A 22328-nucleotide genomic window follows, 5' to 3' on the forward strand; every position below is an offset into this window, starting at 1 on the left:
CCCGCTCCCGAGGACGACCCGGCTGGCCGACCTCCGGGGCAACGGTAGCGACCCGAGCTGGCAGTTCGCGGGAGGAGGCCATCGCGTCGCAGGCATCCTGTGGTGGCCCAGTAGCGCAGGGTGATGGTTGTGACGGGCGGGGTGGACGAGTCCGTCCGGCGGTCCGGCCCGCGTCAGCCCGCGGTGCCGTCGCGCTCCTCCACCCCGGCCGGGTCCAGCCGCCCGAGGTCGTCGGCCGGCCGCAGCGTGCGGATGGTCGCTTCCACCGGGGCAGGCTCGGGTACGGGGGCCTCGGCGATCCCCAGGTCGTCGAACCGGCGCGCGGCGGTCAGCACCGAGCGCTCGTAGGAGCCGACCGTCTCGTTGTAGCGGGTGAGCGTGGTCGACAGCGCCGAGCCCAGGCGGGTGAGGTGCCCGGAGAGCGTGCTGAGGCGGGCGTGCAGCCGCCGGCCCACCTCGAGCACCTGGTCGGCGTCGCGGGCCAGCCGCTCCTGGCGCCAGGAGTAGGCGACCGTGCGCAGCAGGGCCAGCAGGGTGCTCGGCGTCGCGAGCACCACGTCGCGGGCGAAGCCGTACTCGAGCAGGCCGGGTTCGGCCTCCAGCGCCGTCGTCAGGAACCCGTCGGAGGGGACGAACAGGACGGTGAACGGGGCCGCCGGCCGGAAGGCGGTCGGGTACCGGCGGGCGGCCAGCTGGTCGACGTGGGTGCGCAGCTGCCGGGCGTGGGCCACCACCCGCTGGGCGCGGACGTCGCGGTCCTCGGCCTGCACCGCCTCGATGTAGCCGGCGAACGGCACCTTGGCGTCGACCACCACCTGCCGGCCGTCGGCCAGGGTGACGACGAGATCGGGGCGGACCCCGGCGCCCTCGTCGTTGGTGCCGCCCGGCTGCTCGACGAAGTCGCAGTGCTCGAGCAGGCCGGCGACCTCGACCACGCGCCGCAGCTGCACCTCGCCCCAGCGGCCGCGGACGTGCGGCGTGCGCAGTGCGGTGACGAGCGCGGCGGTCTCGTGCTTCAGCTGCGCCGAGGCCTGGCCGACTGTGCCCATCTGCTCGCGCAGCTCCCCGTGCGCGGTGGCCCGGGCCCGTTCCATGCCGGCCAGCAGCCGGTGCAGGTGGTCGAGCGACTCGTGCACCGGCTCCAGCCCCGTGTCCTCCGGGCGGCGGCGGGCGAGCAGGGTGACGACGCCCAGCGTGATCGCGGCACCGAGCAGCGCGCCCAGGAGGAGCCCGAGGATGAGGGAAGCGGCGTCCATGGGCGCGACCCTGCCGGAGGGGTGCGACAGTTCCGGGGAGGTCAGCCGGCGGGCACGCCGGCGTGCGCCGCCTCGTGGTCGAGCAGCCAGCGCTTGACCGGCGTCCCCCAGCGGAAACCGCCCAGCCCGCCGCCGGAGCCGAGCACCCGGTGGCACGGCACGAACAGGGCCGTCGCGTTGCGGGCGCAGGCGTTCGCCGCCGCGCGCACCGCCGCGGGACGGCCGCACCGGGCGGCGAAGGCCGCGTAGGTGTCGGGCGCCCCGGCCGGCACTGTGCGCAGCACGTCCCAGGCCTCCTGCAGGAACGGTCCGGAGCGCTGCCGGACCGCGACGGCGTCGATCGCGCCCACCCGGCCGTCGTGGAACTCCTCGACGGCGTCGAGCACGTCCAGTCGGGGGGCGAGCTCGCTGGACACCGGACGGAGGGACGGGTGCACCACGGCCAGCAGGTCGGCCACCTCGGCGGTCCAGCCGCTGGCGAGCACGACCTCCCGGCCGTCGGGGTCGGTGTCCACCACCACGGTGAACGGGCCGGGTGCCGTGGCGACGGTGGCGTGCCGGGTGCGGGTCGGGACGGTCATCAGGCGCTCCTCGGGAGGGCGGGCGTGCGGGTGAACAGGGACGGCGCGGCGAGCGCCCACAGGTGCATCACGGCGTAGGAGCGCCAGGGCCGCCAGCGGGTGGCGGCCTCGACGTCGGAGCTGCCGAGCGCGGCCAGCGACCGGCGCAGCGCGAGGTCGCCGGGCAGCCACACGTCGGGATCGGCGAGGCCGCGCAGGGCGACGAGGGCCGCCGTCCAGGGGCCGATGCCGGGGACGGCGAGCAGCGCCCGCCCGGCCGCCTCCCGGTCGGCGCCGGGGTCGAGCGCGATGTCGCCCCGGTCCAGCGCGGCGGCCAGCGCGGTGACCGTGCGGCGCCGTGCGCCGGTCAGCCCCACCGCGCCGAGGTCGGCGTCGGCGAGGGCGGCGGCCCGGGGGAAGGCGTGGGTGAGCGAGCCGACCGGCTCGGCCAGCGGTGTGCCGGCGGCCAGCAGCCGCGCGGTGAGCGTCCGTGCGCCCGCGACCGACACCTGCTGCCCGAGCACCGCGCGGACCGCGAGCTCCTCGGCGTCCGGCGAGGCGGGCACCCGCCGCCCGGGAGCGGCGGCGACGAGCGCGGCCAGCGCGGGGTCCCCGCCCAGGGCCTCGTCGACGGCAGCCGGGTCCGCGTCCAGGTCGAGCATCCGCCGGCAGCGGGTCACCGCGGCGCCCAGGTCGCGCAGCTCGGTCAGCCGCAGGCGGGCGGTCACCGCGGCGCTGCCGTCGGCCGCCGGGGACAGCCGGACCACCGCCGGGCCGTGCGGCAGGTCGAGCACTCGCGAGAAGGTGCTCCCGTCCCACTCCTCGAGCCCGGGGACGGCGTGCGCGCCCAGGAAGAGCAGGACCTCGTCGGCGGCGTACGGCGCCCGGGCGGCCAGCCGCAGCGTCAACCAGCCGGGCTGCCCGGCCGGGGCGCCGCGGCGGGCGCGGCGCAGCTCGGTCGGGGTGGTGGCGAACACCTCCCGCACCGTGTCGTTGAACTGGCGCACGCTGGCGAACCCGGCCGCGAACGCGATGTCGGTGACCGGGAGCCCGGTGGTCTCCAGCAGCACCCGGGCGGTCTGCGCACGCCGGGCCCGGGCCAGGGCAAGCGCGCCGACGCCGAGCTCCCCGACGAGCAGCCGGTGCAGCTGTCGCTCGGAGTACCCCAGCCGGGCGGCCAGGCCCGGCACCCCGGAGCGCTCCACCTCGCCGTCGGCGATCAGGCGCATCGCCCGCGCGACGACGTCGGCGCGCACGTCCCACTCGGGGGATCCGGGGACGGCGTCGGGACGGCACCGCCGGCACGCCCGGTACCCGGCCCCCTGGGCGGCGGCGGCGGTGGAGAAGAAGGTGACGTTGCGGGCGAGCGGTGTGCGGGCCGGGCACGAGGGGCGGCAGTAGATGCCGGTGGTGCGCACCGCGGTGACGAACCATCCGTCGAATCGTGCGTCCCGGCCGGCGACGGCGCGGTAGCGGCGTTCGTGGTCCAGGAGCTCGGTCACGTCGTCGAGCATGCCAGTGCAAGGGGACGGCTCCTGGCGGTTTTCGGACGCCGCCGTGGGGGTGGGCGGGGCCGTCCGCCGTCCACCGGTCGGTGGACGGCGGATCAGCGCTCCGGTCGTTCCCCCGGGGTGGCTCTCCGGCGATGCTGGCTGCATGACGACGATCCACGAGGCGCCGGACGTGCCCGGTGCGGCAGCCGGCGAGCGACCGGCCGTGCGGGTGCGCGGTCTGGTGAAGTGGTACGGGGGGCGGGCCGTCGTGGACGGCGTCGACCTCGACGTCCGGCGGGGCGAGGTGTTCGCCCTGCTGGGCCCGAACGGGGCCGGCAAGACGACGACCGTCGAGATCCTCGCCGGCCTCCGGCGGCGGGACGGCGGGACGCTCGAGGTGCTGGGGGAGGACCCGGCCGGCGCCGACCGGCGCTGGCGGGACCGCGTCGGTGTCGTCGGGCAGAGCACCGGGGCGGGTGACGCCCTCACCGTGCGCGAGACGGTCGACCACTACGCGCACTACCACGCGACCCCGCAGGACAGCGTCGAGCTGCTCGCCGCCGTCGGTCTGGAGGGGGCGGCGGGCACGCGCGTCGACCGGCTCTCCGGCGGGCAGCGGCGGCGGCTGGAGGTCGCGCTGGGCGTGCAGGGGCGGCCGGAGCTGCTCTTCCTCGACGAGCCGACGACCGGGCTCGACCCGGTCGCCCGCCGGCAGTTCTGGTCGCTGGTCGAGGGGCTCCGCGACCGCGGCACCACCATCGTGCTCACCACCCACTACCTCGACGAGGCCGCGCACCTGGCCGACCGGGTCGGGGTGATCGCGGCGGGCCGGCTGGTGGAGGTGGCCGCGCCCGGGGCGCTCGGCGCTGCGCTGCGGCAGGAGGCCACCGTGCGCTGGACCGAGGACGGCGTCGTGCGCGAGGTCGTCACCCGCACGCCGGCCGGCGTCCTGCGCGACCTGCTGGCGGCGACCCCAACCGGCGAGATCCCCGACCTGACCGTGACCCGCCCCGGCCTGGAGGACGTCTACCTCCGGCTCGTCTCCGAGGGAGCTCCCCGATGACCGCCCTGCTGCCCACCCCGCCGCCGGCCGCCCGCCGTCCGGCGCCCCCGGGGGCCTGGGCGATCGGGCGGGCCAGGGTGGCCCTGGAGCTGCGGCTGTTCGTCCGCGACCCGGGCCAGCTGGTGTTCTCGTTCGCCTACCCGGTCGTGATGCTGGTGATCTTCGGCTCGATCTTCGCCGGCCGCGAGGTGGCGCCCGGGGTGGACTTCCGGCAGTACTTCCTCGCCGGCATCGCCGCGACGGGGATCATGCTGACCAGCTTCCAGGCCGTCGGCCTCGCGATCACCGAGGAGCGCGACCGCGGCGACCTGCTGCGGCTGCAGACGCTGGGCACCCCGCCGCTGGCGTACGGGATCGGCAAGGCCGGCCAGGTGCTGCTCACGACCGTCGTCCAGCTGACGGTGCTGCTGGTGGTGGCGGCGACGGTCTACGACGTGCCGATGCCCGGCGACGCCGGCCGCTGGCTGACCTTCGCCTGGGTGGCGGTGCTGGGCATCCTCGCCGGCACGGTGCTCGGCATCGCGGTGTCGTCGTTCGTCGGCAGCGCGCGGGCGGCGGGCGCGGGCATCCCGGCGGTCGCCGTCGTCCTGCAGTTCTTCTCCGGCGTGTTCTTCGTGTTCTCGGAGCTGCCGGGGTGGATGCAGCAGCTGGCCGCGGTCTTCCCGCTCAAGTGGATGACGCAGGGCATGCGCTCGGTCTTCCTGCCCGACGCGGCCGCGGCCGCGGAGCCCGCGGGCAGCTGGGAGCACGGGACCACTGCCGTGGTGCTGGCCGCATGGGTGATCATCGGCGTCGTGGTCTGCGCCCGGACGTTCCGCTGGCGGCGGAACGCCGGATGAGCGTCCGCAGCCGGCTCGGCGCCGCCTTCCTCCCGCCCGCGGACGAGGAGGGCGGCGCCGAACCGCTGTCCGAGCGCGGCTGGCGGGCGACCGTCGTCGGGATGCACGTCATCTCGGCGGCGTTGTGGGGGCTGGCCGTGGCGACGGCGGTCGCCGACCACGACGGCGGGCGGCTGACCGCCGTCCTGGGGGTGCTGGCGGGGTTCGCGCTGGCGTACGTGCTGGCCGGTGCGCCGGCGCTGAGCGGTGATGCGCCGGTCCGTGCGGTCGTCTACCTGGCGGTGCTCGTCGCCGGGTTCTGCGCGCTCGGGTTCCTGTCCCCGGAGCTGTTCTTCCTGCTGTTCCTCGCCTATCCGCAGGTGTGGTTCGTCGTGCACGGCCGGACGACGGGTGTGGCGTGGACCGTGCTGCTGGCAGCCGCCACCGCGGCCGGCCCGCTGGTGCGCGCGGTATCGGGGGAGCTGGCCCGGGAGGTGCTGGTGCAGACCGCCATCAGCCTGCTGTTCAGCCTGGCGCTGGGGCTGTGGATCAGCCGGGTGCTGCACCAGAGCGCTCACCGCGCCGAGCTCATCGAGCAGCTGGAGCGCACCCGGGCGCAGCTGGCCCGCGCCGAGCACGAGCGCGGTGTCCTGACCGAGCGGGAGCGGCTGGCCCAGGAGGTGCACGACACCCTCGCGCAGGGCTACACGAGCATCGTGGTCCTGGCGCAGACCGCGGCCGCCCAGCTCGCCGCCGACCCGGTGGTCGCCCGCGAACGGCTGACGCTGATCGAGGAGGTGGCGCGGGAGAACCTCGCCGAGGCGCGCGCCATGGTCGCCGCCTTCCGGCCGGTGGCGCTGGACGGCTCGACCCTGGTCGAGGCGCTGGCCCGCCTGGCCGAGCGGTTCGGGCGCGAGACCGGCCTCCCGGTGCGCGTGGACACGTCGGCGCTGGACGGCGGTCTGGCGCTGCGCCGCGACGAGGAGGTCGTCCTGCTCCGGGGAGCGCAGGAGGCGCTGACCAACGTGCGCCGGCACGCGGCGGCGCGGGCGGTGGTGATCCGGGTGTCGGTCGTCGGCGGTGAGGGGGCGCGGCAGGTGTCGGTGCACGTGGAGGACGACGGGGTGGGTTTCGAACCGTCCCGCGCGCGCGGTGCGGGGCTGGAGGGGCTGCGCGACCGCGTCTCCTCGGTCGGTGGCGAGGTCGACGTGGTGTCGGCGCCCGGTGAGGGCACGCGGGTGACGGTGCGGGTGCCGGCCTCGTGAGCGGCAGCGCGGTGATCCGGGTGGTGGTGGTCGACGACCACCCCGTGGTCCGGGGCGGCCTGGTCGGGTGGCTCGACGCGCAGCCCGACCTCGACGTGGTCGGGGAGGCGGGCGACGGGGCCGAGGCGCTGGCGCGGGTGGCCGAGCTGGCGCCGGACGTCGTCCTCATGGACCTCCGCATGCCACGGATGGACGGCGTCACGGCGACCGGGCGCATCCTCTCCGCGCACCCGGACGTCCGCGTGCTGGTGCTGACCACCTACGACACCGACGCCGACATCGTGCGCGCGGTGGAGGCGGGGGCGACCGGCTATCTGCTGAAGGACACGCCACTGCCGCAGCTGGCCGACGCCGTCCGGGCCGCGGCCCGCGGGGAGACCGTGCTGGCGCCGCCGGTCGCCGCGCGGCTGGTCTCGCGGCTGCGGGCCCCGGCCGCCGAGGCGCCGACCGCGCGCGAGCTGGAGGTGCTCGCGGGCGTGGCGCGGGGGCTGACGAACGCCGAGATCGGCCGGCAGCTGTTCATCGGCGAGGCGACGGTGAAGACGCACCTGCTGCGGGTCTTCGCGAAGCTCGGGGTGGACGACCGGACCCGGGCGGTGCTGGTGGCGGTGGAGCGCGGGTTGCTGCCCTCGCCGGGGCGGTGACCGGATCGTCATCGGCCCCGAGGGGCAGCCCTGGACCTGGGCCGCACCACGGCCGCTCCGCAGGGACCCGCCGCGAGCTGCGTCCGTGCGGTGCTTGCCCACGCTGTATCCCTTCGACCGATCCATCACGGTCGTCGGCCGGCGGCGGGGGGAACTGGAGCACGGACCTCATCAGGGCGGGGAGGCCCACGGTGGTGGGCGCCGCCGCGCGGGTGCCACCACGATGTCGGGCGTCCGGAGGCGGTGCGCCGGGGCCGTACTCTGAGCTCCCGTGAGCCTCACCATCGGGATCGTCGGCCTGCCCAACGTCGGCAAGTCGACCCTGTTCAACGCCCTGACCAAGAACGACGTCCTCGCGGCGAACTACCCGTTCGCGACGATCGAGCCGAACGTCGGCGTGGTGGGGGTGCCCGACCCGCGGCTGGAGAAGCTCGCGGAGATCTTCGGCTCGCAGAAGATCATCCCGGCGACGGTGTCCTTCGTGGACATCGCCGGCATCGTGCGCGGCGCCAGCGAGGGTCAGGGCCTGGGCAACAAGTTCCTGGCGAACATCCGCGAGAGCGACGCGATCTGCCAGGTGATCCGGGTCTTCAGCGACCCCGACGTCGTGCACGTCGAGGGCAAGGTGAGCCCGGCGGACGACATCGAGACGATCAACACCGAGCTCGTGCTGGCCGACATGCAGACGCTGGAGAAGGCGATCCCGCGGCTGGAGAAGGAGGCGAAGAAGGACAAGGAGCGCGCCGCGCTGCTGTCCGCCGCCCAGGACGCGCAGAAGGTGCTGGACGAGGGGAAGACCCTCTTCTCCGCCGGCGTCGACCCCGAGCCGCTGCGCGAGCTGACGCTGCTAACCACCAAGCCGTTCCTCTACGTCTTCAACGTCGACGCCGACGAGCTCGCGAACAGCGAGAAGCTCGACGAGCTGCGGGCGCTGGTGGCTCCGGCGGAGGCGATCTTCCTCGACGCGCAGACCGAGTCGGAGCTGATCGAGCTGCCGGCCGACGAGGCCGCCGAGCTGCTCGAGTCGATCGGGCAGAGCGAGCCCGGGCTGGACCAGCTGGCGAAGGTCGGCTTCCGCACCCTGGGGCTGCAGACCTACCTCACCGCCGGGCCGAAGGAGTCGCGCGCCTGGACCATCCCGGTCGGCGCCACCGCCCCGCAGGCCGCCGGGGTCATCCACACCGACTTCCAGCGCGGCTTCATCAAGGCCGAGATCGTCAGCTTCGACCAGCTGGTCGAGGCCGGCTCCATGGCCGAGGCCAAGTCCCGCGGCTGGGTGCGCATGGAGGGCAAGGACTACGTCATGGCCGACGGCGACGTCGTGGAGTTCCGCTTCAACGTGTGACCTCCGGGCGCACCCCACGGTGGACGCGCGGAACAGGGGCTACAGGAGCAACGTTCTGGTGTCGATGTCCCCGATGGCCGGTATCGCCGGGGTGCCCCACGACCGAGGAGACCTGATGGACTACCTGCGACAGCTGCAGGCGGAACGGCCGCTGCTCTTCGGGATCCTGCTCCTGGTGGGCTTCATCGTCGCCTTCCAGCTCGCGATCTTCGTGATCCAGCTGATCGTCGGCCCCTTCGGTCTGCCGGGCTGGGCGCCCCTCGTGATCCTGGTGGGCGGCCTCGTCCTCATCGCCCGCCGGCAGCAGCGGTAGCGGCTCATTCGTCCGCGAGGGCGTTGAGCCGGGCTGCCTGGCGCATGAGGTGGTCGCGCTCGGGCAGGTTCGGTGCGGCACGGGCGGCCTCGGCGTAGAGCCGCGCCGCCGTCGCCGGGTTGCCGTCGCGCTCGTGCAGGTACGCCGCGACGGCGGAGTAGCGGGGGAGCGAGGGATCCAGTTCGGCCAGGGCGGCCAGACCGGCCCGCGCACCGTCGGCCTCGCCGACCGCGACGGCCCGGTTGAGGCGGGCGATCGGACTGCCGGTGAGCCGCACCAGCTCGTCGTACCACTCCACGATCTGCACCCAGTCGGTCTCCCCGGCGGTGCGTGCGTCGGCGTGCAGCGCGGCGATCGCGGCCTGCGCCTGGAACTCACCCAGCCGGTCGCGGGCCAGCGCGGCCTGCAGCACCTCGACGCCCTCGGTGATCGACCGGGTGTCCCACGCGGTGCGGTCCTGCTCGGCCAGGGGCACGAGGCTCCCGTCGGGGCGGGTTCGTGCCGGGCGGCGCGCGGAGTGCAGCAGCATGAGCGCCAGCAGCCCCGACACCTCGGGGTGGTCGCTGACGGCGGCGAGCTGCCGGGTGAGGCGGATGGCTTCCGCGGCGAGATCGACGTCGCCGGAGTAGCCCTCGTTGAAGACCAGGTAGAGGACCCGCAGCACGGTCGCGATGTCCCCGGGCTGGTCGAACCGGACGCCCGACACGGTCCGCTTGGCCCGGCTGATCCGCTGCGCCATGGTCGCCTCCGGCACGAGGTACGCCTGGGCGATCTGCCGCGTGGTGAGGCCGCCGACCGCGCGCAGCGTGAGCGCGACCGCCGAGGCCGGGGTCAGGGACGGGTGGGCGCACAGGAAGTGGAGCCGGAGGGAATCGTCCAGGACCTCGGCCGGCCCCGGCGGCGGTTCGGCCTCGACGCGCAGCTCGCGCTGCCGCCGGGAGGACTCGGCGCGGGTGGCGTCGAGGAACTTGCGCCAGGCCACCGTGACCAGCCATCCCCGCGGGTCGCGCGGCGGGTCGTCCGGCCACACCCGGACGGCTTCGACCAACGCTTCCTGGACGGCGTCCTCGGCCGCCGCGAAGTCGGCTCCGCGGCGGCCGAGGATCCCGATCACGGTGGGGATGAGCGCCCGGAGCAGGGTCTCGTCCACCGGTGCGGTCACTCCGTGACGGTGGGCGGCGCCGTCAGGAAGGGGCGCAGCTCCAGCCACTCGTGGATCGGCTCCCCACCTGCGCCAGGAGCCGCGGAGAGCTCACCGGCCAGCTCGACCGCGCGTTCGTAGCTGTCGACGTCGATCACCATCCAGCCGGCGATGAGGTCCTTCGTCTCCGCGAACGGGCCGTCGGTGACCGGCGGCCGCCCCTCGCCGTCCGAGCGGACCCACGTGCCCTCGGGCGCGAGCGCCTGCCCGTCGACGAACTCGCCGGTGCCCTCCAGCCGCTCGGCGAACTCCTGCATGTACCGCACGTGGGCCGAGATCTCCTCCGGCGTCCACTTCTCCATCGGGACGTCGTTCACCGCCGCCGGCGCGCCGCGGTAGTGCTTGAGCAGCAGGTACTTGGCCATGGTGTTCTCCCTGGTGAGGTACGGCCCATTCTGGCCGTTCGCACCCGGGGGACGGAGCCGCGCTCGGATTCTCGACATGGGGCGCGGGCCCTGTCGAGGACCTTCAGGACGGGGTCAGACCCGGCCGCGGAGGATGCGGTGCCAGTAGACCTGCGGCAGCCCGTAGCGGTCGAACAGCCACTGCCAGCGTCGCGGCACGAACGGGTCGAGGAAGGGCACCGACGGCTGGGACCGGTTGTCGCGGTCGACCTCGTTCAGCATCAGCTTCCGGCGGGTCACGGTGATCGGCATGACCGTGTAGCCGTTGTACTGCTGCATCGGCTTGCCCGTCGCGGCGGCCGACAGGTTCTCGCTCAGCACCTTCACCTGCTTCCGCAGCGCGCCCCCCGACGGGCGGGTGGCGAGGTCGGCGGCGTCGCCGAGGCCCCAGATCGACCCGTGCCGGCGGTGCCGCAGCGTCCCGGGGTCGACGTCCACCAGGCCGGGGGAGGCATCGACGGCGAGGCCGGCGTCGGCGATCCAGCGCGGCGCCCGGTAGTGCGGGACGGCGTGCGCGAACGCGACGTCCTCCAGCACCCGCCGGCCGCTCGAGGAGGTGATCGTGACCGAGTGCAGGTCGCCGTCCACCCGCTCGATCCGTGACTCGCGCAGCACCTCGATGCCGTAGCCGGCGAACACGTCCTCCAGGTACCGGTCCGCTTCCGGGATGCCGGTCCCCGCCGCCGCCGGCAGCACGAGGCGGACCTGCAGGTCGTCCAGCACGCCGGCGCGCCGCCAGTGGTCGCACGCCATCAACAGCGGCTTGAGCGCGGTCGGCCCGCAGGACGCCGGCTCCGGGGGCACGGTGAAGACCACGGAGCCGGCCCGCAGCGACGTCACGCCCGGCCACACCAGCGGGGCGCTGCCCGGCACGTACGAGGACGCGGCCCACCCCTCGGTGTAGGCCCGCTGCAGCCCCGGCGTCGCGTCCCAGTCCTCCACGAGGCCGGGGCAGAGCACGAGGGTCGAGCAGTGCAGGGTCCGGCCCCCGCGGGTGCGCACCGTCATGGCGGCGGGGTCGACGGCGTCGACGGCGTCGCGGATCCACGTGCACCCGTCCGGCACGACGTCGGCCATCGGGCGCTCGAGCTCCGCCATCGACGCCTCGCCCGCGGCGACGTAGTTCAGCAGCGGCTTGTACCGGTGCACCGGGGACGGCGCCACGACGGTGACGTCCTCCACCCCGTCCCGGAGCAGCCGCGCCGCCAGGGAGATGCCGGCGTTGCCGCCGCCCACGATGAGCACGTTCGTTCCCGCCACGTCCGCTCCCCAGGATCAGGCCGCGGACCTCTGGTCAACGCCGCAGCTCGGCCACCGTGTCGAGCCTGCCCAGTTTGTGCGGGTTCCGAACCGCGTACATGCGGCTGATCCGGCCGTCCTCGACGACGAACGTGACCACGGTGTCGAACTCGCCGCCGGGGTCGATCCGCGCCCCGACCGCCCCGTTGACCAGCGGGGTGGTGATCCGCACGCCGGGCGCGAGCTCGGCGAACCGGGACAGCGCGTTCGCCACCCGCGCCCGGCCCGCGAACGGTCGCCGGGCGGCGGGCGCCAGACCGCCGCCGTCCGCGACCACGACGACGTCGGGCGCCAGGACGTCCAGCAGCGCCTGCACGTCGCCACCGGTGAGCGCGGCGAGGAACCGGTCCACGACCTGCTGCTGCTCGGTGCGGCTCACCGTCATCCGCGGTCGTCGGGCCGCCACGTGCTCGCGGGCCCGGTGCGCGATCTGCCGCGCCGCGGCGCTGGACCTGCCCACCGCCTCGGCGATCTCGTCGTAGGGCACGTCGAACACCTCGTGCAGCACGAGGACCGCGCGCTCGACCGGTCCCAGCGTCTCCAGCACCGTGAGCACCGCGATCGAGACGCTCTCCGCGAGCTCGACGTCCTCGGCGACGTCGGGGCCGGTCAGCAGCGGCTCCGGCAACCACTCGCCCACGTAGTCCTCGCGCCGGCGGGAGATCGTCCGCAGCCGGTTCAGCGCCTGCCGGGTGACGATCCGCACCAGGTAGGCGCGCGGGTCCCGCACCGTCGCGGGGTCCACCTCGGCCCACCGCAGCCAGGTCTCCTGCACCACGTCGTCGGCGTCGGCGGCCGAGCCGAGCAGCTCGTAGGCGACGGTGAAGAGCAGGCCGCGGTGGGCGGGGAAGGGGTCGTCGGTCATGCCGGGGTGAGGCCGTCCCGCGAAGGGGTGGCCAGCGGCGGCAGGCCGCAGGACGCCGCGAACTCCTGTGAGCGGATGCCGAGTGCGACGTTGGCCCGCGCCGTGAGGTTCATCGCGCCGACCCGGGCGGTCAGCTCGACGAGCGCGGGCGCGCCGAGGTCGGTCAGCAGCGCGGCCGACAGCTCGTCGGTCACGGCCGGCGGCGTCTGGCTCATCGCCTCGGCGTACTCCATCACTCGCCGCTCCAGGGGCGTGAACACCGTCGACTGCCGCCAGCGCGGCACCTCGCGGGCCTTCGCCTCGTCGAGCCCGCGGTTGCGCGTCATGAAGTAGTGGAGATCCAGGCAGAACCTGCACCCGACGGTCGCGGCCGCGGCCATCGACGCGAAGGTCGCGAGCTGGGGGTCCAGCCGGTGCCACGCGTCGGCCTTGCGGCCCAGGCCCATCAGGTCCTTGACCACGGCCGGGTGGTGCCAGAGCACGCCGACGGACTCCGGTACCTGGCCGAACATCCTCCGGCACATCGCCTTCACCAGGCCTCCGTAGATGCCGGTGACCTCGGTCGCGGGGACCCGCGTGCTGCTCGCCATGTCTCCTCCAGGTGTGTCGATCCGACGACATGGAGACACCGGCCGCGCCGCCGGTGTGACAGGGCGAGGAAGTCCACGGAGTCACACGGCGACGGCGAGACCGGCGGCGGTCGCGAGCAGCGCCAGGCCGCCCAGCCACGCCGACCGGACCCCGGTGCGCCGGCCGGCGGCGCTCCCTCGCCCGGCCAGCACGGCGCCGCCGACCACCGCGGCCGCCCCGGCTGCCACCGCCGCGAGCTCCATGACCAGCCACGGCGACGCGGTCGGGTGGACCCACCGGGTGGGCGGCGTCCACCCGAGGAGCCAGCTGTAGGAGGCGGCCCAGCACACGACGGCGAGGACCGCCAGGGTGCGCACGGGCCACCGCCACCGGTCGGCCCGGACCGGTCGTGAGCTCTCGCGGGCATCGAGCACGCCGGGAGAGCAGGGGAGGAGGCCACCCAGCGGCGGTGGACCGGACGCCGTGCGTCGGCGAGGGGCGCCGGGGGGGACCCGGCGGCCCTCGCCGACGGAGCGCGCCCCGTCAGGTCGTGACGAGCCCGCGCACGCTCTCGGTCAGGGTCAGCGCCAGCCGGCGGGTCACGCGCAGCCCCTGGTCGGCCAGGGCGTAGGTGGTCTCGATGACCTCCTCCGGCCGGACGAGCACGGCGGGCACGAAGCTGCGCACGATCGTCGTCACCCCCTGCACGAGGCCGACGACGGCGTCCTCGCTGCTGTCCGCCGCCGCGGCGAGCTGCCGGCGGGCCTGCTCCTGCTCCTGCTCGCGCAGCTCCACGAGGAGGTCGCGGCGGACGGCGAGGACCAGCTGGCGGGCCCGCTCGTCGTGGGATCCGTTGCGGGCCTCCTGCAGGACCTGGGCGGCCAGCAGCTCCCGGGCCCGGTCCTCGGCCTCCTCGCGGGTACGGGCCAGCTCGTCGAGCTCCGGCGTCGTCGGCTCGGTGCCGGCCGCGTCCTCGTCGGACTGCTTGCGGTTCTTCGGCTCGGTGGTGGACGTGGCCGGCGGCTTGGCTGCGGGCGTGGTCATGGCTTCCTCCTGGATCGTCTCCGTCCGGACAGCACCAGGCTCCGGCCGGAAGGTGACCCGTGGGGGAGCAGCGCGCGCACGGCAGGGGAGCGACCCGGTAACAGTCGTACCGCGGCCGCCGGGATCAGCCGGCGAGGCGGGCGCACTCCCCGCACCGCGCCGTGCCGTGCTGCGTGGGCCAGTCCTGCGCGGCGGTCGCCCGCACCAGCTGCCCGCACAGCGACGCCTCCAGCCCGTCCACCACCGGCTTGGCGACCGCGTGCACGACGTCGTCCGCGCGACCGGCCCCGGCGTCGTCCGACCGGACGTCACGCCCGATCCAGCCGACCCGGATCCCGATCACGAAGAGGCTCGCCGTCATGGCGCCAGCGTGGGCACCGAAGGTGTCCGCCCGGTGACGCGGTCCGGAACACCTGGCGGCGACCGGGCGTCTCAACCCTCCCGGGCGGGCCGGTAGACCAGGTGCAGGACGCCGGTCGGGAAGGCCTCCGAGGACAGCAGCTCCAGCGGGGTGCGGCCCAGCTCGTCGGTCCAGCGGCGCTCCCCGGCGACCACGACCGGGTCCACCAGCAGCACCAGCTCGTCGAGCAGGCCGGCCTCCAGCAGCGACCGCACGGTCGTCAGGCTGCCGGACATGCCGATGGTGCCGGCGGTGCGCTCCTTCAGCGCCCGCACCTCGTCGAGGGAGCGCAGCACCGTCGTCCCGGCCCAGTCGGAGCCCTGGAGCGTCGTCGACAGCACGTACTTGGTGGCCGGGTTGATGAACTCGGCGAACTCGTCGCTGTCGTTGCCGGGCCAGTACCGGGCCCACTGGTCGTGCAGGACGCGGCCCATCAGGTAGGCCTCGCACCGGCCCAGGTGCCGGTCCATGGCCGCGCCCATCGCCTCGTCGAAGTACGGCCCGTGCCACTGGTCCGGGCGCTCGGCCGAACCGTCGACGGTGGTGAACAGGGCGGCGGCGATGCGTCCCACGGGATCTCCTTCGGTGAACCGGTCGTCGAGAACCTAGACGGGCCGGCCGCGGCGAACTCATCGGCCGGCGTGCGAGGGGGCCCGCACCCCCGGCAGGCTGGCACCCGGTGGCCGGCAGGCGGCCGCCGCTGCGCCCGAGGAGGCACCGCGTGTCCCGACCACCGTTCCCGCCGTTCACCCTGGAGACCGCCCAGCAGAAGGTGCGCGCCGCGGAGGACGCGTGGAACACCCGCGACCCGGTCCGGGTGGCGCAGGCCTACACGGAGGACACCGTCTGGCGGAACCGCGCCGAGTTCCTGCGGGGCCGTGACCAGGTGGTGGACTTCCTGACCCGCAAGTGGCAGCGCGAGCTGGACTACGCGCTGCGCAAGGAGCTGTGGGCCTTCACCGACGACCGCATCGCGGTGCGCTTCCAGTACGAGTGGCAGGACGCCGAGGGCCGCACGTGGCGCTCCTACGGCAACGAGAACTGGGAGTTCGCCGCCGACGGCCTGATGCGCCGGCGGGAGGCCAGCATCAACGACGTGCCCATCGCCCTCGAGGAGCGCTGGATCCTCGGCCCGCGGGAGGCCGGCGACACGACGCCGCTCCCGCTGCGGTGAGGTCCGGCCGGGGGAGACCCCGAGCGCCGTTCTCGGGGACGGATCCGGGTGTCACCGGATGTCGCGCCGGCGGCGCCGCGCGCAGGCTCGTGGCATGACGAACTCAGTTCCCCTCCCTCCGCCCGCGGACGCCCCCGACGGCGGGCAGCAGCGCCCGCCGCGGCGACCGGAGCTCCGGCGCAGCACCACCGACCGCATGGCCGGCGGGGTGTGCGGCGGGCTCGCCGAGTACACCGGCATCGACGCCGTGCTGTGGCGGGTCGGCTTCGTCGGCCTGACCGTCGCCGGTGGTGCCGGCATCCTCGTCTACCTGCTGCTGTGGGTGCTGATGCCCGCGGGGCCGATGCGGGACGACGAGAATCCCAGCCCTCTGGAGCGGCAGGTGCAGCGGCTGCACGACGTCCTCACCGGTGGGCGGGCGGCGTCCCCGCGGTGAGCCCGGTCGCCCTCCCGCGGGCCGGCCGACGGTCGGCACCGGCCCGCGAGGGGCGCCGATCCGACAGGATGGGCCGACCCCAGCCGTCGACCACTGTTGGAGCACCGTCGTGACCGTTCCCCCCGCGCCCCAGCCGGCCCCTGTGGTCGTGCCGAAGTTCTTCGTCCGGCAGCGAGTCACGATGATGGTCAACCGCTACGAGGTGCGCTCGGCGAACCCCGACGGCAGCGAAGGGCAGCTCCTCGCCCTCGCCGAGCAGAAGCGGATGAAGCTGCGGGAGGAGGTCACCTTCTTCGCCGACGAGTCCAAGAGCCGGCGGGTGTTCTCCTTCAAGGCCCGCCAGCGGCTGGACGTCGGCGCCGAGCACGACGTCCTCGACGAGCACGGGCAGCCCGTCGGCTACTTCCGGAAGGCGTTCGGCGCCAGCCTGCTGCGCTCCACCTGGCATCTGTCGGCGCCCGGCATCGACGCCGTCGGCCAGGAGCGCAACCGGTTCATCGCGCTGCTGCGCCGGGTGTGGGGCCTCATCCCGTTCCTCGACAGCATCCCGGTGCCGTTCCTCTTCCACTTCGACTTCACCGACAGCCGGACCGGGGCGCTGGTGATGAGCAGCGAGAAGCGGATCGCGCTGCGCGACCAGTACACGGTGACCGTTCCCGACGACCGCCTGGACTTCCGGGTGGCGGCGGCGATGGCTGTCGCGCTGGACGCGCTGCAGAGCCGCTGACCCACGCTCTGGGGGTGTTCGCGGCGCTCCACGGCCACTGCAGGACCCGCGGAGCGGTCGGAACGCTCCCAGGGCGCAGGGGAAGGTGCGGCGGGCAGGCGGCGTTGCGCCAGGCAACCGACGTGAAAGGCCCGTACCGCACATGAGCATCACCCTGTCCGTCCTCGACCTGGCACCCATCCCGCGCGGGGAGACCGCGAACAGCGCCATCGCCGCGAGCGTGGCCCTCGCCCAGCGCGCGGAGGAGCACGGTTACGCGCGCGTCTGGTACGCCGAGCACCACAACATGCCCTCGATCGCCTCGTCGGCCACCAGCGTGCTGATCGCGCACGTCGGCGCGCAGACCAGCAGCATCCGGCTGGGTGCCGGCGGGGTCATGCTGCCCAACCACTCGCCGCTGACGATCGCCGAGCAGTTCGGCACGCTCGACGCGATGTACCCCGGCCGCATCGACCTGGGGCTGGGCCGTGCCCCGGGCAGCGACCAGAACACCATGTACGCGCTGCGCCGCGACCCGCGTTCGGCCGACAGCTTCCCGCAGGACATCCTCGAGCTGCAGGCCTACCTGGCCGGTGAGAGCCGGGTGCCCGGTGTCGACGCGATCCCCGGCAAGGGCTCGCGGGTGCCGCTGTACGTGCTCGGGTCGTCGATGTTCGGCGCCACGCTCGCCGCGGCGCTCGGGCTGCCCTACGCGTTCGCCTCGCACTTCGCGCCGGCCATGCTCGAGCCGGCCGTCGCCGCCTACCGCCGGGAGTTCAAGCCCTCCGAGCAGCTGGCGGAGCCCTACGTCATCGCCGGGGTCAACGTCGTCGCCGCCGACAGCACCGCGGCCGCGCAGGAGCAGCTGCAGGCCGTCCGGCGGAACCTGGCCGTCGGCCTGTTCGGCCGTGGCCGGGCGCTCACCGACGAGCAGGCCGACCAGCTGCTCGCGCAGGGAGCCGGTCAGCACGTCTCCACCATGCTGACCCACACCGCCGTCGGCACCCCGGCCGAGGTGCGCGAGCACCTCGAGGGGTTCGCGAAGCTGGCCGACGCCGACGAGCTGATCGTCGCCCACCAGTCGGCGTCCCTCGACGGACGGCTGCGGTCGGTGGAGCTCCTGGCCCAGGCCATGGGGGACCGCGCACTGTGACGCACCGGGGTTTCGGGTCCCGGGGAGCCGCGGGTAGGCCGCCGCGGTGACCTACTCGATCGTGGCCCGCGACCCCGAGACGGGGGAGATGGGCGTCGCCACCCAGTCCCAGGCCTTCGCGGTCGGCAACAGCGTCCCCTTCGCCCTCCCGGGGCACGGGGTCATCGCCACGCAGTCGATGGCCGAGCCCATGTACGGCTCCGTCGGTCTCGACCTCCTGCGCGGCGGGTTCACCGCGCAGGAGGTGCTGACGGCGCTCAGCAGCGTCGACCCCCAGCCCGAGCGCCGGCAGGTCGCCGTCCTCGGTCTCGCCGGCGACTTCGCCGTGTACACGGGCACCAGCTGCGTCGACGCCGCCGGTCACCTCGTCGGCGACAACTGCGTCGCGCTGGCCAACATGGCGAGCTCGCCCGCGGTGTGGGAAGCGATGGTGGAGCGGTTCGAGGGCTCCGCCGGTCTGCTCGCGCAGCGCCTGCTCAGCGCGCTGGTGGCGGGGGAGGAGGCCGGCGGTGACTTCCGGGGACGCCGGTCGGCCGCGATCATGGTCGTCCGCGCGACCACGACCGGGCGTCCCTGGCACGACATGGTGGTCGACCTGCGGGTCGACGACTCCCCGGACCCGCTGGGCGCCCTGGCCGAGCTGACCGTGACCCGCGCCCGCTACCAGGACGTCGTCCGCGCCTTCCAGCAGGCCATCGACGGGGACCCCGTCACGGCCGACCGGGAGCTGGAGCTGCTGCGCCCCATGGACCCGGTCACCGAACCCGACCAGCTGATGTGGCGGGCCGTCGTCGCGGCCCTCGCGGGCCGGGAGGACGACGCCCGGGCGATGCTCGTCGAGCTTGCCGCCTCCGCGCCGCAGTTCATCGAAGCGGCCAGCCGCTTCGGCAAGGCCGGGCTGATGCCGGCCGACGTCGTCGACCGGATCATCCCGCCGGTGCCTCCCGCCTGACGCTCCCGGCGCGGCCCCGGCCTCCCCCCGGCGGGGGAGGAGGGACGTGAGCTGCGTTTCAGCCGATCTCGTACCGCGCCGATCGTCCGGTCATGGATGAGCGGCGCACCGGGAGCACGCGGGGGCGCGACGCGGACCGGGCGCTGCGTGCCGTGCGGGTCACGGCCGCCGTCGCGTCCGCCGCCTGGGTGCTCTGCCTGGTGATGGCCGCCCTCGGGATCCCGTACGTCGGGGAGTACCTGGCCGCGGGCGGGAAGCTGGTCTTCCTCGCCGCCCTCACGGTCGTGCTCGTGCTGCGGGCACGCGTGACCTCGGTCGCACGCCGGGCGTGGCTCTGCTTCGCCGGCGCGGTCGGGGCCTACCTGCTCGGTGGCGCGGTCTACGAGCTGCACTACCGCGGGCTGGAGACGGTGGCCCGGCCGTCGTGGGCCGACGCCCTCCAGCTGGGGTTCTACCCGCTGGCCTTCCTCGCGCTGCTGCTCATGATCCGCGGCCGGGTGCGGCGGCTCACGGCCGACCTCTGGCTCGACTGCCTGGTCACCGGGCTCACCGCCGGGGCCCTGGCCGCGTCCCTGGCCCTCGGGGACCTGCTCCGCACCGCGGCGGACGGGCACGGCGCCGCCTTCGTCGGCATCGCCTACCCGGTGGGTGACCTGCTGCTGCTCAGCCTGCTGGCCGCCGGCCTGGTCGTCATCGGGCGGCGCGGCGGGGGCGGCTGGTGGTGGGTCGTCACCGGGCTCCTGCTGTTCGTCACCGGCGACACCGTGTACGCCTACCAGGTCGCCCACGACACGTACTCCGTGGGCAGCGCGCTCGACGTGGTCTGGGGTCTGGCGTTCCTGTGCTTCGGGTTCTCGGCCTGCCACGCCCCCGCCGGGGGCATCTCCGACCCCGCCGCGGTCCGCGCGCCGCTGCTCGTCCCCGCGGTGTGCACCCTGACCGCGGTCGGGCTGCTCGTCCACGGGTACTTCCGTGGCGGCGACCCGATGACGGGGGCGCTCGCCTTCGGCGCGGTCCTCGCCGCCCTGGCGCGGACCGCGCTCACCTTCCGCGCCGTCCGCGCGCTGGCCGACAGCCGCCGCCAGGCGCGCACCGACGAGCTGACCGGGCTGCCCAACCGGCGCTGCGTCTTCGAGGCGCTCGACGCCCTGGACACGCGGCTCCTCGCCGGTGAGGAGCTCGCCGTCCTCGTCCTCGACCTCGACCGGTTCAAGGAGATCAACGACTCGCTGGGCCACGGTGTCGGCGACGCGCTGCTGCGGGAGGTCGGCACCCGGCTGCGGGCGCAGGTGCGCGACGGTGACCTGCTGGCCCGGCTGGGCGGGGACGAGTTCGTCGTCCTGGCCCAGGACCTGGACGTCGACGGCGCCCTCGTCCTGGCCGACCGCCTCCGCGACCACCTGCGGCGCCCGTTCCGGCTCGCCGGCATGGAGCTCGGCCTGGACGCCGCCGTCGGTGTCGCCGTGGGCCCCGAGCACTCGCGCAGCGCCGTGGAGCTGCTGCAGCTGGCCGACCTGGCGATGTACTCGGCGAAGTCCGGCCGCCTCGGCGCCGCCGTGTACGACGAGGACCGGGACGGGCACGGTCGGCACCGGCTGGAGGACGTCTCGGCGCTGCGGCGGGCCCTCGAGACCGGTGAGCTGGTGCTGCACTACCAGCCGAAGCTCGATCTCCCCACGGGCACGGTGGCAGGCGTCGAGGCGCTCGTCCGCTGGCAGCACCCGACGCGGGGGCTGCTCTACCCGGACGCGTTCATCGACCTGGCGGAGTCGGCCGGGCTCATGGGCCAACTGACCGCCCGGGTGGTCGACATGGCCCTGGCCCAGTGCCGCCGCTGGGCCGACCAGGGCCGGTCGCTCACCATGGCGGTCAACGTCAGCCCCTCGAACCTGGTCGACCAGTCCTTCCCGGACGACGTCGCCCGCCTGCTCGCCGCGCACGGGCTGACCGCGGGCAGCCTGGTCCTCGAGGTCACCGAGAGCCTGCTGATGGAGGACCGGGAGCGCGCCGTCGGGGTGCTCGGCCGGCTGCGGGACGACGGCGTCGGCGTGGCCATCGACGACTACGGCACCGGCCACTCCAGCCTGGCCTACCTCGCCGCGCTGCCGGTCACGGAGCTGAAGCTGGACCGCACGTTCATCGCGGCGATGACCGGGAGCGCCCGAGCGGCTTCGATCGTCACCTCCACCCTGCAGCTGGCGCACGCGCTGGGCCTGGTGCTGGTGGCGGAGGGCGCGGAGGACGCGGCGACGGTCGCGGCCCTCGCGGAGCTGGGCTGCGACGTCGTCCAGGGGTACCACCTGAGCCGGCCGCTACCGCCGGACGAGCTGTGGAGCTGGCTGGACGAGCGGGAGCAGGCGCCGCTCACCAGCCGGGCGTGAGCCCTTCGTCGAGCCAGGTCTCGTACTCGTCCTCGGTCATCGGGCGAGCCGCGGCCAGCGCCGCCTCGAGCACCGGCAGCGCGACGACCGGGTCGGCCGTCACGCCGATCCGGACGTCGGGGTCGAAGCGGACCAGCTCCTGCCAGTACCCGGACGAGCGCAGCCAGCGCCCGTCGCCGAGGGCGGTGCAGGAGGTCATCGGCTGGTCGCCGCCCGGCGTCCAGAGCGAGGTCGCTGCGCACGGGTCGGCCGCCGCGGGATCCACCGGCTGGGCGCGGAACAGCCAGAGCACCGCGTCGGCCCGGTGGTCGGCGCGTTCCAGCCGCGTCCAGATCAGCGGGCTGCCGGTCGCCTGGGACGCGGAGACCCGGTAGCCGTCGACCGCGGTGACCCACGGGTGGTCAGTGGTGCCCACCTCCGTGAGGATCCGCTGCTGCTGGGCGTCCTGGGCCGCCTCCGTCCCGCGCGGCACGAGGACCGCCGCGGCGCATCCCGCGAGGAGCACCGCCGTGACGATCCGGACCACGCCGGGCCACTGCAGGCCGGCGACCGCGGCGAACGGCAGACCGGCGGCCGCGTAGCGGAGCAGCACGGGCACGCCGTCGCCGACGTCCAGGCGCAGCGCCACCCCCGCGAGCACGACGACGGCACCGGACGCGACCACGCCCAGGGTGACGCCCCGCAGCACCGAGCCGGGCCGGCCGCAGCCACCCGGTCCCGCGGTGCGGTCCACGGCGACGGCGAGCCCGCAGGCGACGGCGGTGAGCACGGCGACCGCGATGCCCACGGCGGTCCAGCCGCCGAAGAGCGAGGCGATGACGACGGGCGCGCCCACGACCGCCATCAGGATGCCGAGCCCACCGGCCAGCAGGACGTGCAGCAGCGCGCGGACCGGGGACGCCGTCGGGGGTGCCACGCGGTCTTCGGCGGTCGTGGGCGGCACGCGCGCAGTGTGCCAGCCGGCGTGCGGCCTCGGAGTGCACGAC

25 protein-coding genes are annotated in these 22328 nt (G+C 74.9%); 12 read left to right on the top strand and 13 right to left on the bottom strand.

What is annotated here, in order from left to right:
- Nucleotides 1–173: 173 nt before the first annotated feature.
- Genes ACI799_RS10765 through ACI799_RS10775 form a run of 3 tightly spaced genes read right to left on the bottom strand, consistent with a single transcriptional unit; the run spans nucleotide 174 to nucleotide 3318 of the window.
- Complete coding sequence (locus ACI799_RS10765; protein WP_456590932.1) at nucleotides 174–1256, bottom strand: DNA recombination protein RmuC; 1083 nt, start codon at nucleotides 1254–1256, stop codon at nucleotides 174–176.
- A 41-nt stretch (nucleotides 1257–1297) separates the two neighbouring features.
- The gene (locus ACI799_RS10770) at nucleotides 1298–1837 is read right to left on the bottom strand and encodes a methylated-DNA--[protein]-cysteine S-methyltransferase (RefSeq protein WP_456599730.1); all 540 of its coding nucleotides are present in this window, start codon (nucleotides 1835–1837) and stop codon (nucleotides 1298–1300) included.
- Nucleotides 1837–3318 (bottom strand): DNA-3-methyladenine glycosylase 2 family protein, encoded by a 1482-nt coding sequence (locus ACI799_RS10775; protein ID WP_456599729.1) that lies wholly within the window; start codon nucleotides 3316–3318, stop codon nucleotides 1837–1839. The genes ACI799_RS10770 and ACI799_RS10775 overlap by 1 nt, the downstream gene beginning before the upstream one ends.
- A 154-nt stretch (nucleotides 3319–3472) precedes the next feature.
- Between ACI799_RS10775 and ACI799_RS10780 the strand changes: the two genes are divergently transcribed.
- From ACI799_RS10780 to ACI799_RS10805, 6 genes are all read left to right on the top strand, one after another.
- Nucleotides 3473–4372: an ABC transporter ATP-binding protein gene (locus ACI799_RS10780; protein WP_456613059.1), complete on the top strand. Its 900-nt coding sequence runs from the start codon at nucleotides 3473–3475 to the stop codon at nucleotides 4370–4372.
- Nucleotides 4369–5211, top strand: coding sequence for an ABC transporter permease (locus tag ACI799_RS10785; RefSeq protein WP_456590928.1), 843 nt, complete (start codon nucleotides 4369–4371; stop codon nucleotides 5209–5211). The genes ACI799_RS10780 and ACI799_RS10785 overlap by 4 nt, the downstream gene beginning before the upstream one ends.
- Entirely contained in the window at nucleotides 5208–6455 is a 1248-nt protein-coding gene (locus ACI799_RS10790) for a sensor histidine kinase (RefSeq protein WP_456599727.1), read from the top strand. Before ACI799_RS10785 ends, ACI799_RS10790 begins: the two co-directional genes overlap by 4 nt.
- Nucleotides 6452–7099 (top strand): response regulator, encoded by a 648-nt coding sequence (locus ACI799_RS10795; RefSeq protein WP_456590926.1) that lies wholly within the window; start codon nucleotides 6452–6454, stop codon nucleotides 7097–7099. Before ACI799_RS10790 ends, ACI799_RS10795 begins: the two co-directional genes overlap by 4 nt.
- Before the next feature lie 271 nt (nucleotides 7100–7370).
- Nucleotides 7371–8444: a redox-regulated ATPase YchF gene (gene ychF, locus ACI799_RS10800; protein WP_456613060.1), complete on the top strand. Its 1074-nt coding sequence runs from the start codon at nucleotides 7371–7373 to the stop codon at nucleotides 8442–8444.
- A gap of 115 nt (nucleotides 8445–8559) precedes the next feature.
- Entirely contained in the window at nucleotides 8560–8757 is a 198-nt protein-coding gene (locus ACI799_RS10805) for a hypothetical protein (RefSeq protein WP_456580839.1), read from the top strand.
- A 4-nt stretch (nucleotides 8758–8761) separates the two neighbouring features.
- Here the strand turns inward: ACI799_RS10805 and ACI799_RS10810 are convergent, their stop codons facing one another.
- The 9 genes from ACI799_RS10810 to ACI799_RS10850 form a co-directional block, all read right to left on the bottom strand.
- Nucleotides 8762–9919 carry an RNA polymerase sigma factor gene (locus tag ACI799_RS10810; protein ID WP_456613061.1) on the bottom strand — a complete coding sequence of 386 codons (1158 nt, stop codon included), beginning with the start codon at nucleotides 9917–9919 and terminating at the stop codon, nucleotides 8762–8764.
- Nucleotides 9916–10323, bottom strand: coding sequence for a YciI family protein (locus ACI799_RS10815; RefSeq protein WP_456613062.1), 408 nt, complete (start codon nucleotides 10321–10323; stop codon nucleotides 9916–9918). Before ACI799_RS10815 ends, ACI799_RS10810 begins: the two co-directional genes overlap by 4 nt.
- Nucleotides 10324–10437: 114 nt before the next feature.
- Nucleotides 10438–11622: an NAD(P)/FAD-dependent oxidoreductase gene (locus tag ACI799_RS10820; protein WP_456590921.1), complete on the bottom strand. Its 1185-nt coding sequence runs from the start codon at nucleotides 11620–11622 to the stop codon at nucleotides 10438–10440.
- A gap of 34 nt (nucleotides 11623–11656) precedes the next feature.
- Nucleotides 11657–12526 carry an RNA polymerase sigma-70 factor gene (locus ACI799_RS10825; protein ID WP_456590920.1) on the bottom strand — a complete coding sequence of 290 codons (870 nt, stop codon included), beginning with the start codon at nucleotides 12524–12526 and terminating at the stop codon, nucleotides 11657–11659.
- Nucleotides 12523–13116 (bottom strand): carboxymuconolactone decarboxylase family protein, encoded by a 594-nt coding sequence (locus ACI799_RS10830; RefSeq protein WP_456613063.1) that lies wholly within the window; start codon nucleotides 13114–13116, stop codon nucleotides 12523–12525. Before ACI799_RS10830 ends, ACI799_RS10825 begins: the two co-directional genes overlap by 4 nt.
- A gap of 81 nt (nucleotides 13117–13197) precedes the next feature.
- Complete coding sequence (locus ACI799_RS10835; protein ID WP_456613064.1) at nucleotides 13198–13473, bottom strand: hypothetical protein; 276 nt, start codon at nucleotides 13471–13473, stop codon at nucleotides 13198–13200.
- Between the two features lie 166 nt (nucleotides 13474–13639).
- Nucleotides 13640–14140 (bottom strand): hypothetical protein, encoded by a 501-nt coding sequence (locus ACI799_RS10840; protein ID WP_456613065.1) that lies wholly within the window; start codon nucleotides 14138–14140, stop codon nucleotides 13640–13642.
- 124 nt (nucleotides 14141–14264) lie between these two features.
- Nucleotides 14265–14501 (bottom strand): hypothetical protein, encoded by a 237-nt coding sequence (locus ACI799_RS10845; protein WP_456590916.1) that lies wholly within the window; start codon nucleotides 14499–14501, stop codon nucleotides 14265–14267.
- A gap of 71 nt (nucleotides 14502–14572) precedes the next feature.
- Nucleotides 14573–15112, bottom strand: coding sequence for a dihydrofolate reductase family protein (locus ACI799_RS10850; RefSeq protein ID WP_456613066.1), 540 nt, complete (start codon nucleotides 15110–15112; stop codon nucleotides 14573–14575).
- A gap of 149 nt (nucleotides 15113–15261) precedes the next feature.
- On the opposite strand from ACI799_RS10850, the gene ACI799_RS10855 reads away from it, so the two are divergent.
- The 6 genes from ACI799_RS10855 to ACI799_RS10880 all read left to right on the top strand — a co-directional run bounded on the left by ACI799_RS10855 (nucleotide 15262) and on the right by ACI799_RS10880 (nucleotide 21342).
- Nucleotides 15262–15714 carry a nuclear transport factor 2 family protein gene (locus tag ACI799_RS10855; protein ID WP_456613067.1) on the top strand — a complete coding sequence of 151 codons (453 nt, stop codon included), beginning with the start codon at nucleotides 15262–15264 and terminating at the stop codon, nucleotides 15712–15714.
- Nucleotides 15715–15808: 94 nt separating this feature from the next.
- On the top strand, nucleotides 15809–16150 hold the full coding sequence (locus tag ACI799_RS10860) for a PspC domain-containing protein (protein ID WP_456613068.1): 342 nt from the start codon (nucleotides 15809–15811) through the stop codon (nucleotides 16148–16150).
- Between the two features lie 109 nt (nucleotides 16151–16259).
- A complete protein-coding gene (locus ACI799_RS10865) occupies nucleotides 16260–16877 on the top strand; it encodes a hypothetical protein (protein WP_456590912.1) in 618 nt (205 codons plus the stop codon).
- Nucleotides 16878–17019: 142 nt separating this feature from the next.
- Nucleotides 17020–18009 carry an LLM class flavin-dependent oxidoreductase gene (locus ACI799_RS10870; protein ID WP_456590911.1) on the top strand — a complete coding sequence of 330 codons (990 nt, stop codon included), beginning with the start codon at nucleotides 17020–17022 and terminating at the stop codon, nucleotides 18007–18009.
- A gap of 46 nt (nucleotides 18010–18055) precedes the next feature.
- Nucleotides 18056–18961 (top strand): DUF1028 domain-containing protein, encoded by a 906-nt coding sequence (locus tag ACI799_RS10875; RefSeq protein WP_456590910.1) that lies wholly within the window; start codon nucleotides 18056–18058, stop codon nucleotides 18959–18961.
- A 92-nt stretch (nucleotides 18962–19053) separates the two neighbouring features.
- Entirely contained in the window at nucleotides 19054–21342 is a 2289-nt protein-coding gene (locus ACI799_RS10880) for a putative bifunctional diguanylate cyclase/phosphodiesterase (RefSeq protein ID WP_456613069.1), read from the top strand.
- On the opposite strand, the gene ACI799_RS10885 is transcribed toward ACI799_RS10880, so the two are convergent.
- Nucleotides 21326–22285, bottom strand: a complete 960-nt coding sequence (locus tag ACI799_RS10885) for a hypothetical protein (RefSeq protein ID WP_456599716.1) — start codon at nucleotides 22283–22285, stop codon at nucleotides 21326–21328. The genes ACI799_RS10880 and ACI799_RS10885 overlap by 17 nt on opposite strands.
- Nucleotides 22286–22328 lie beyond the last annotated feature (43 nt).

This window comes from Blastococcus sp. SYSU DS0753 (genome assembly GCF_054051175.1).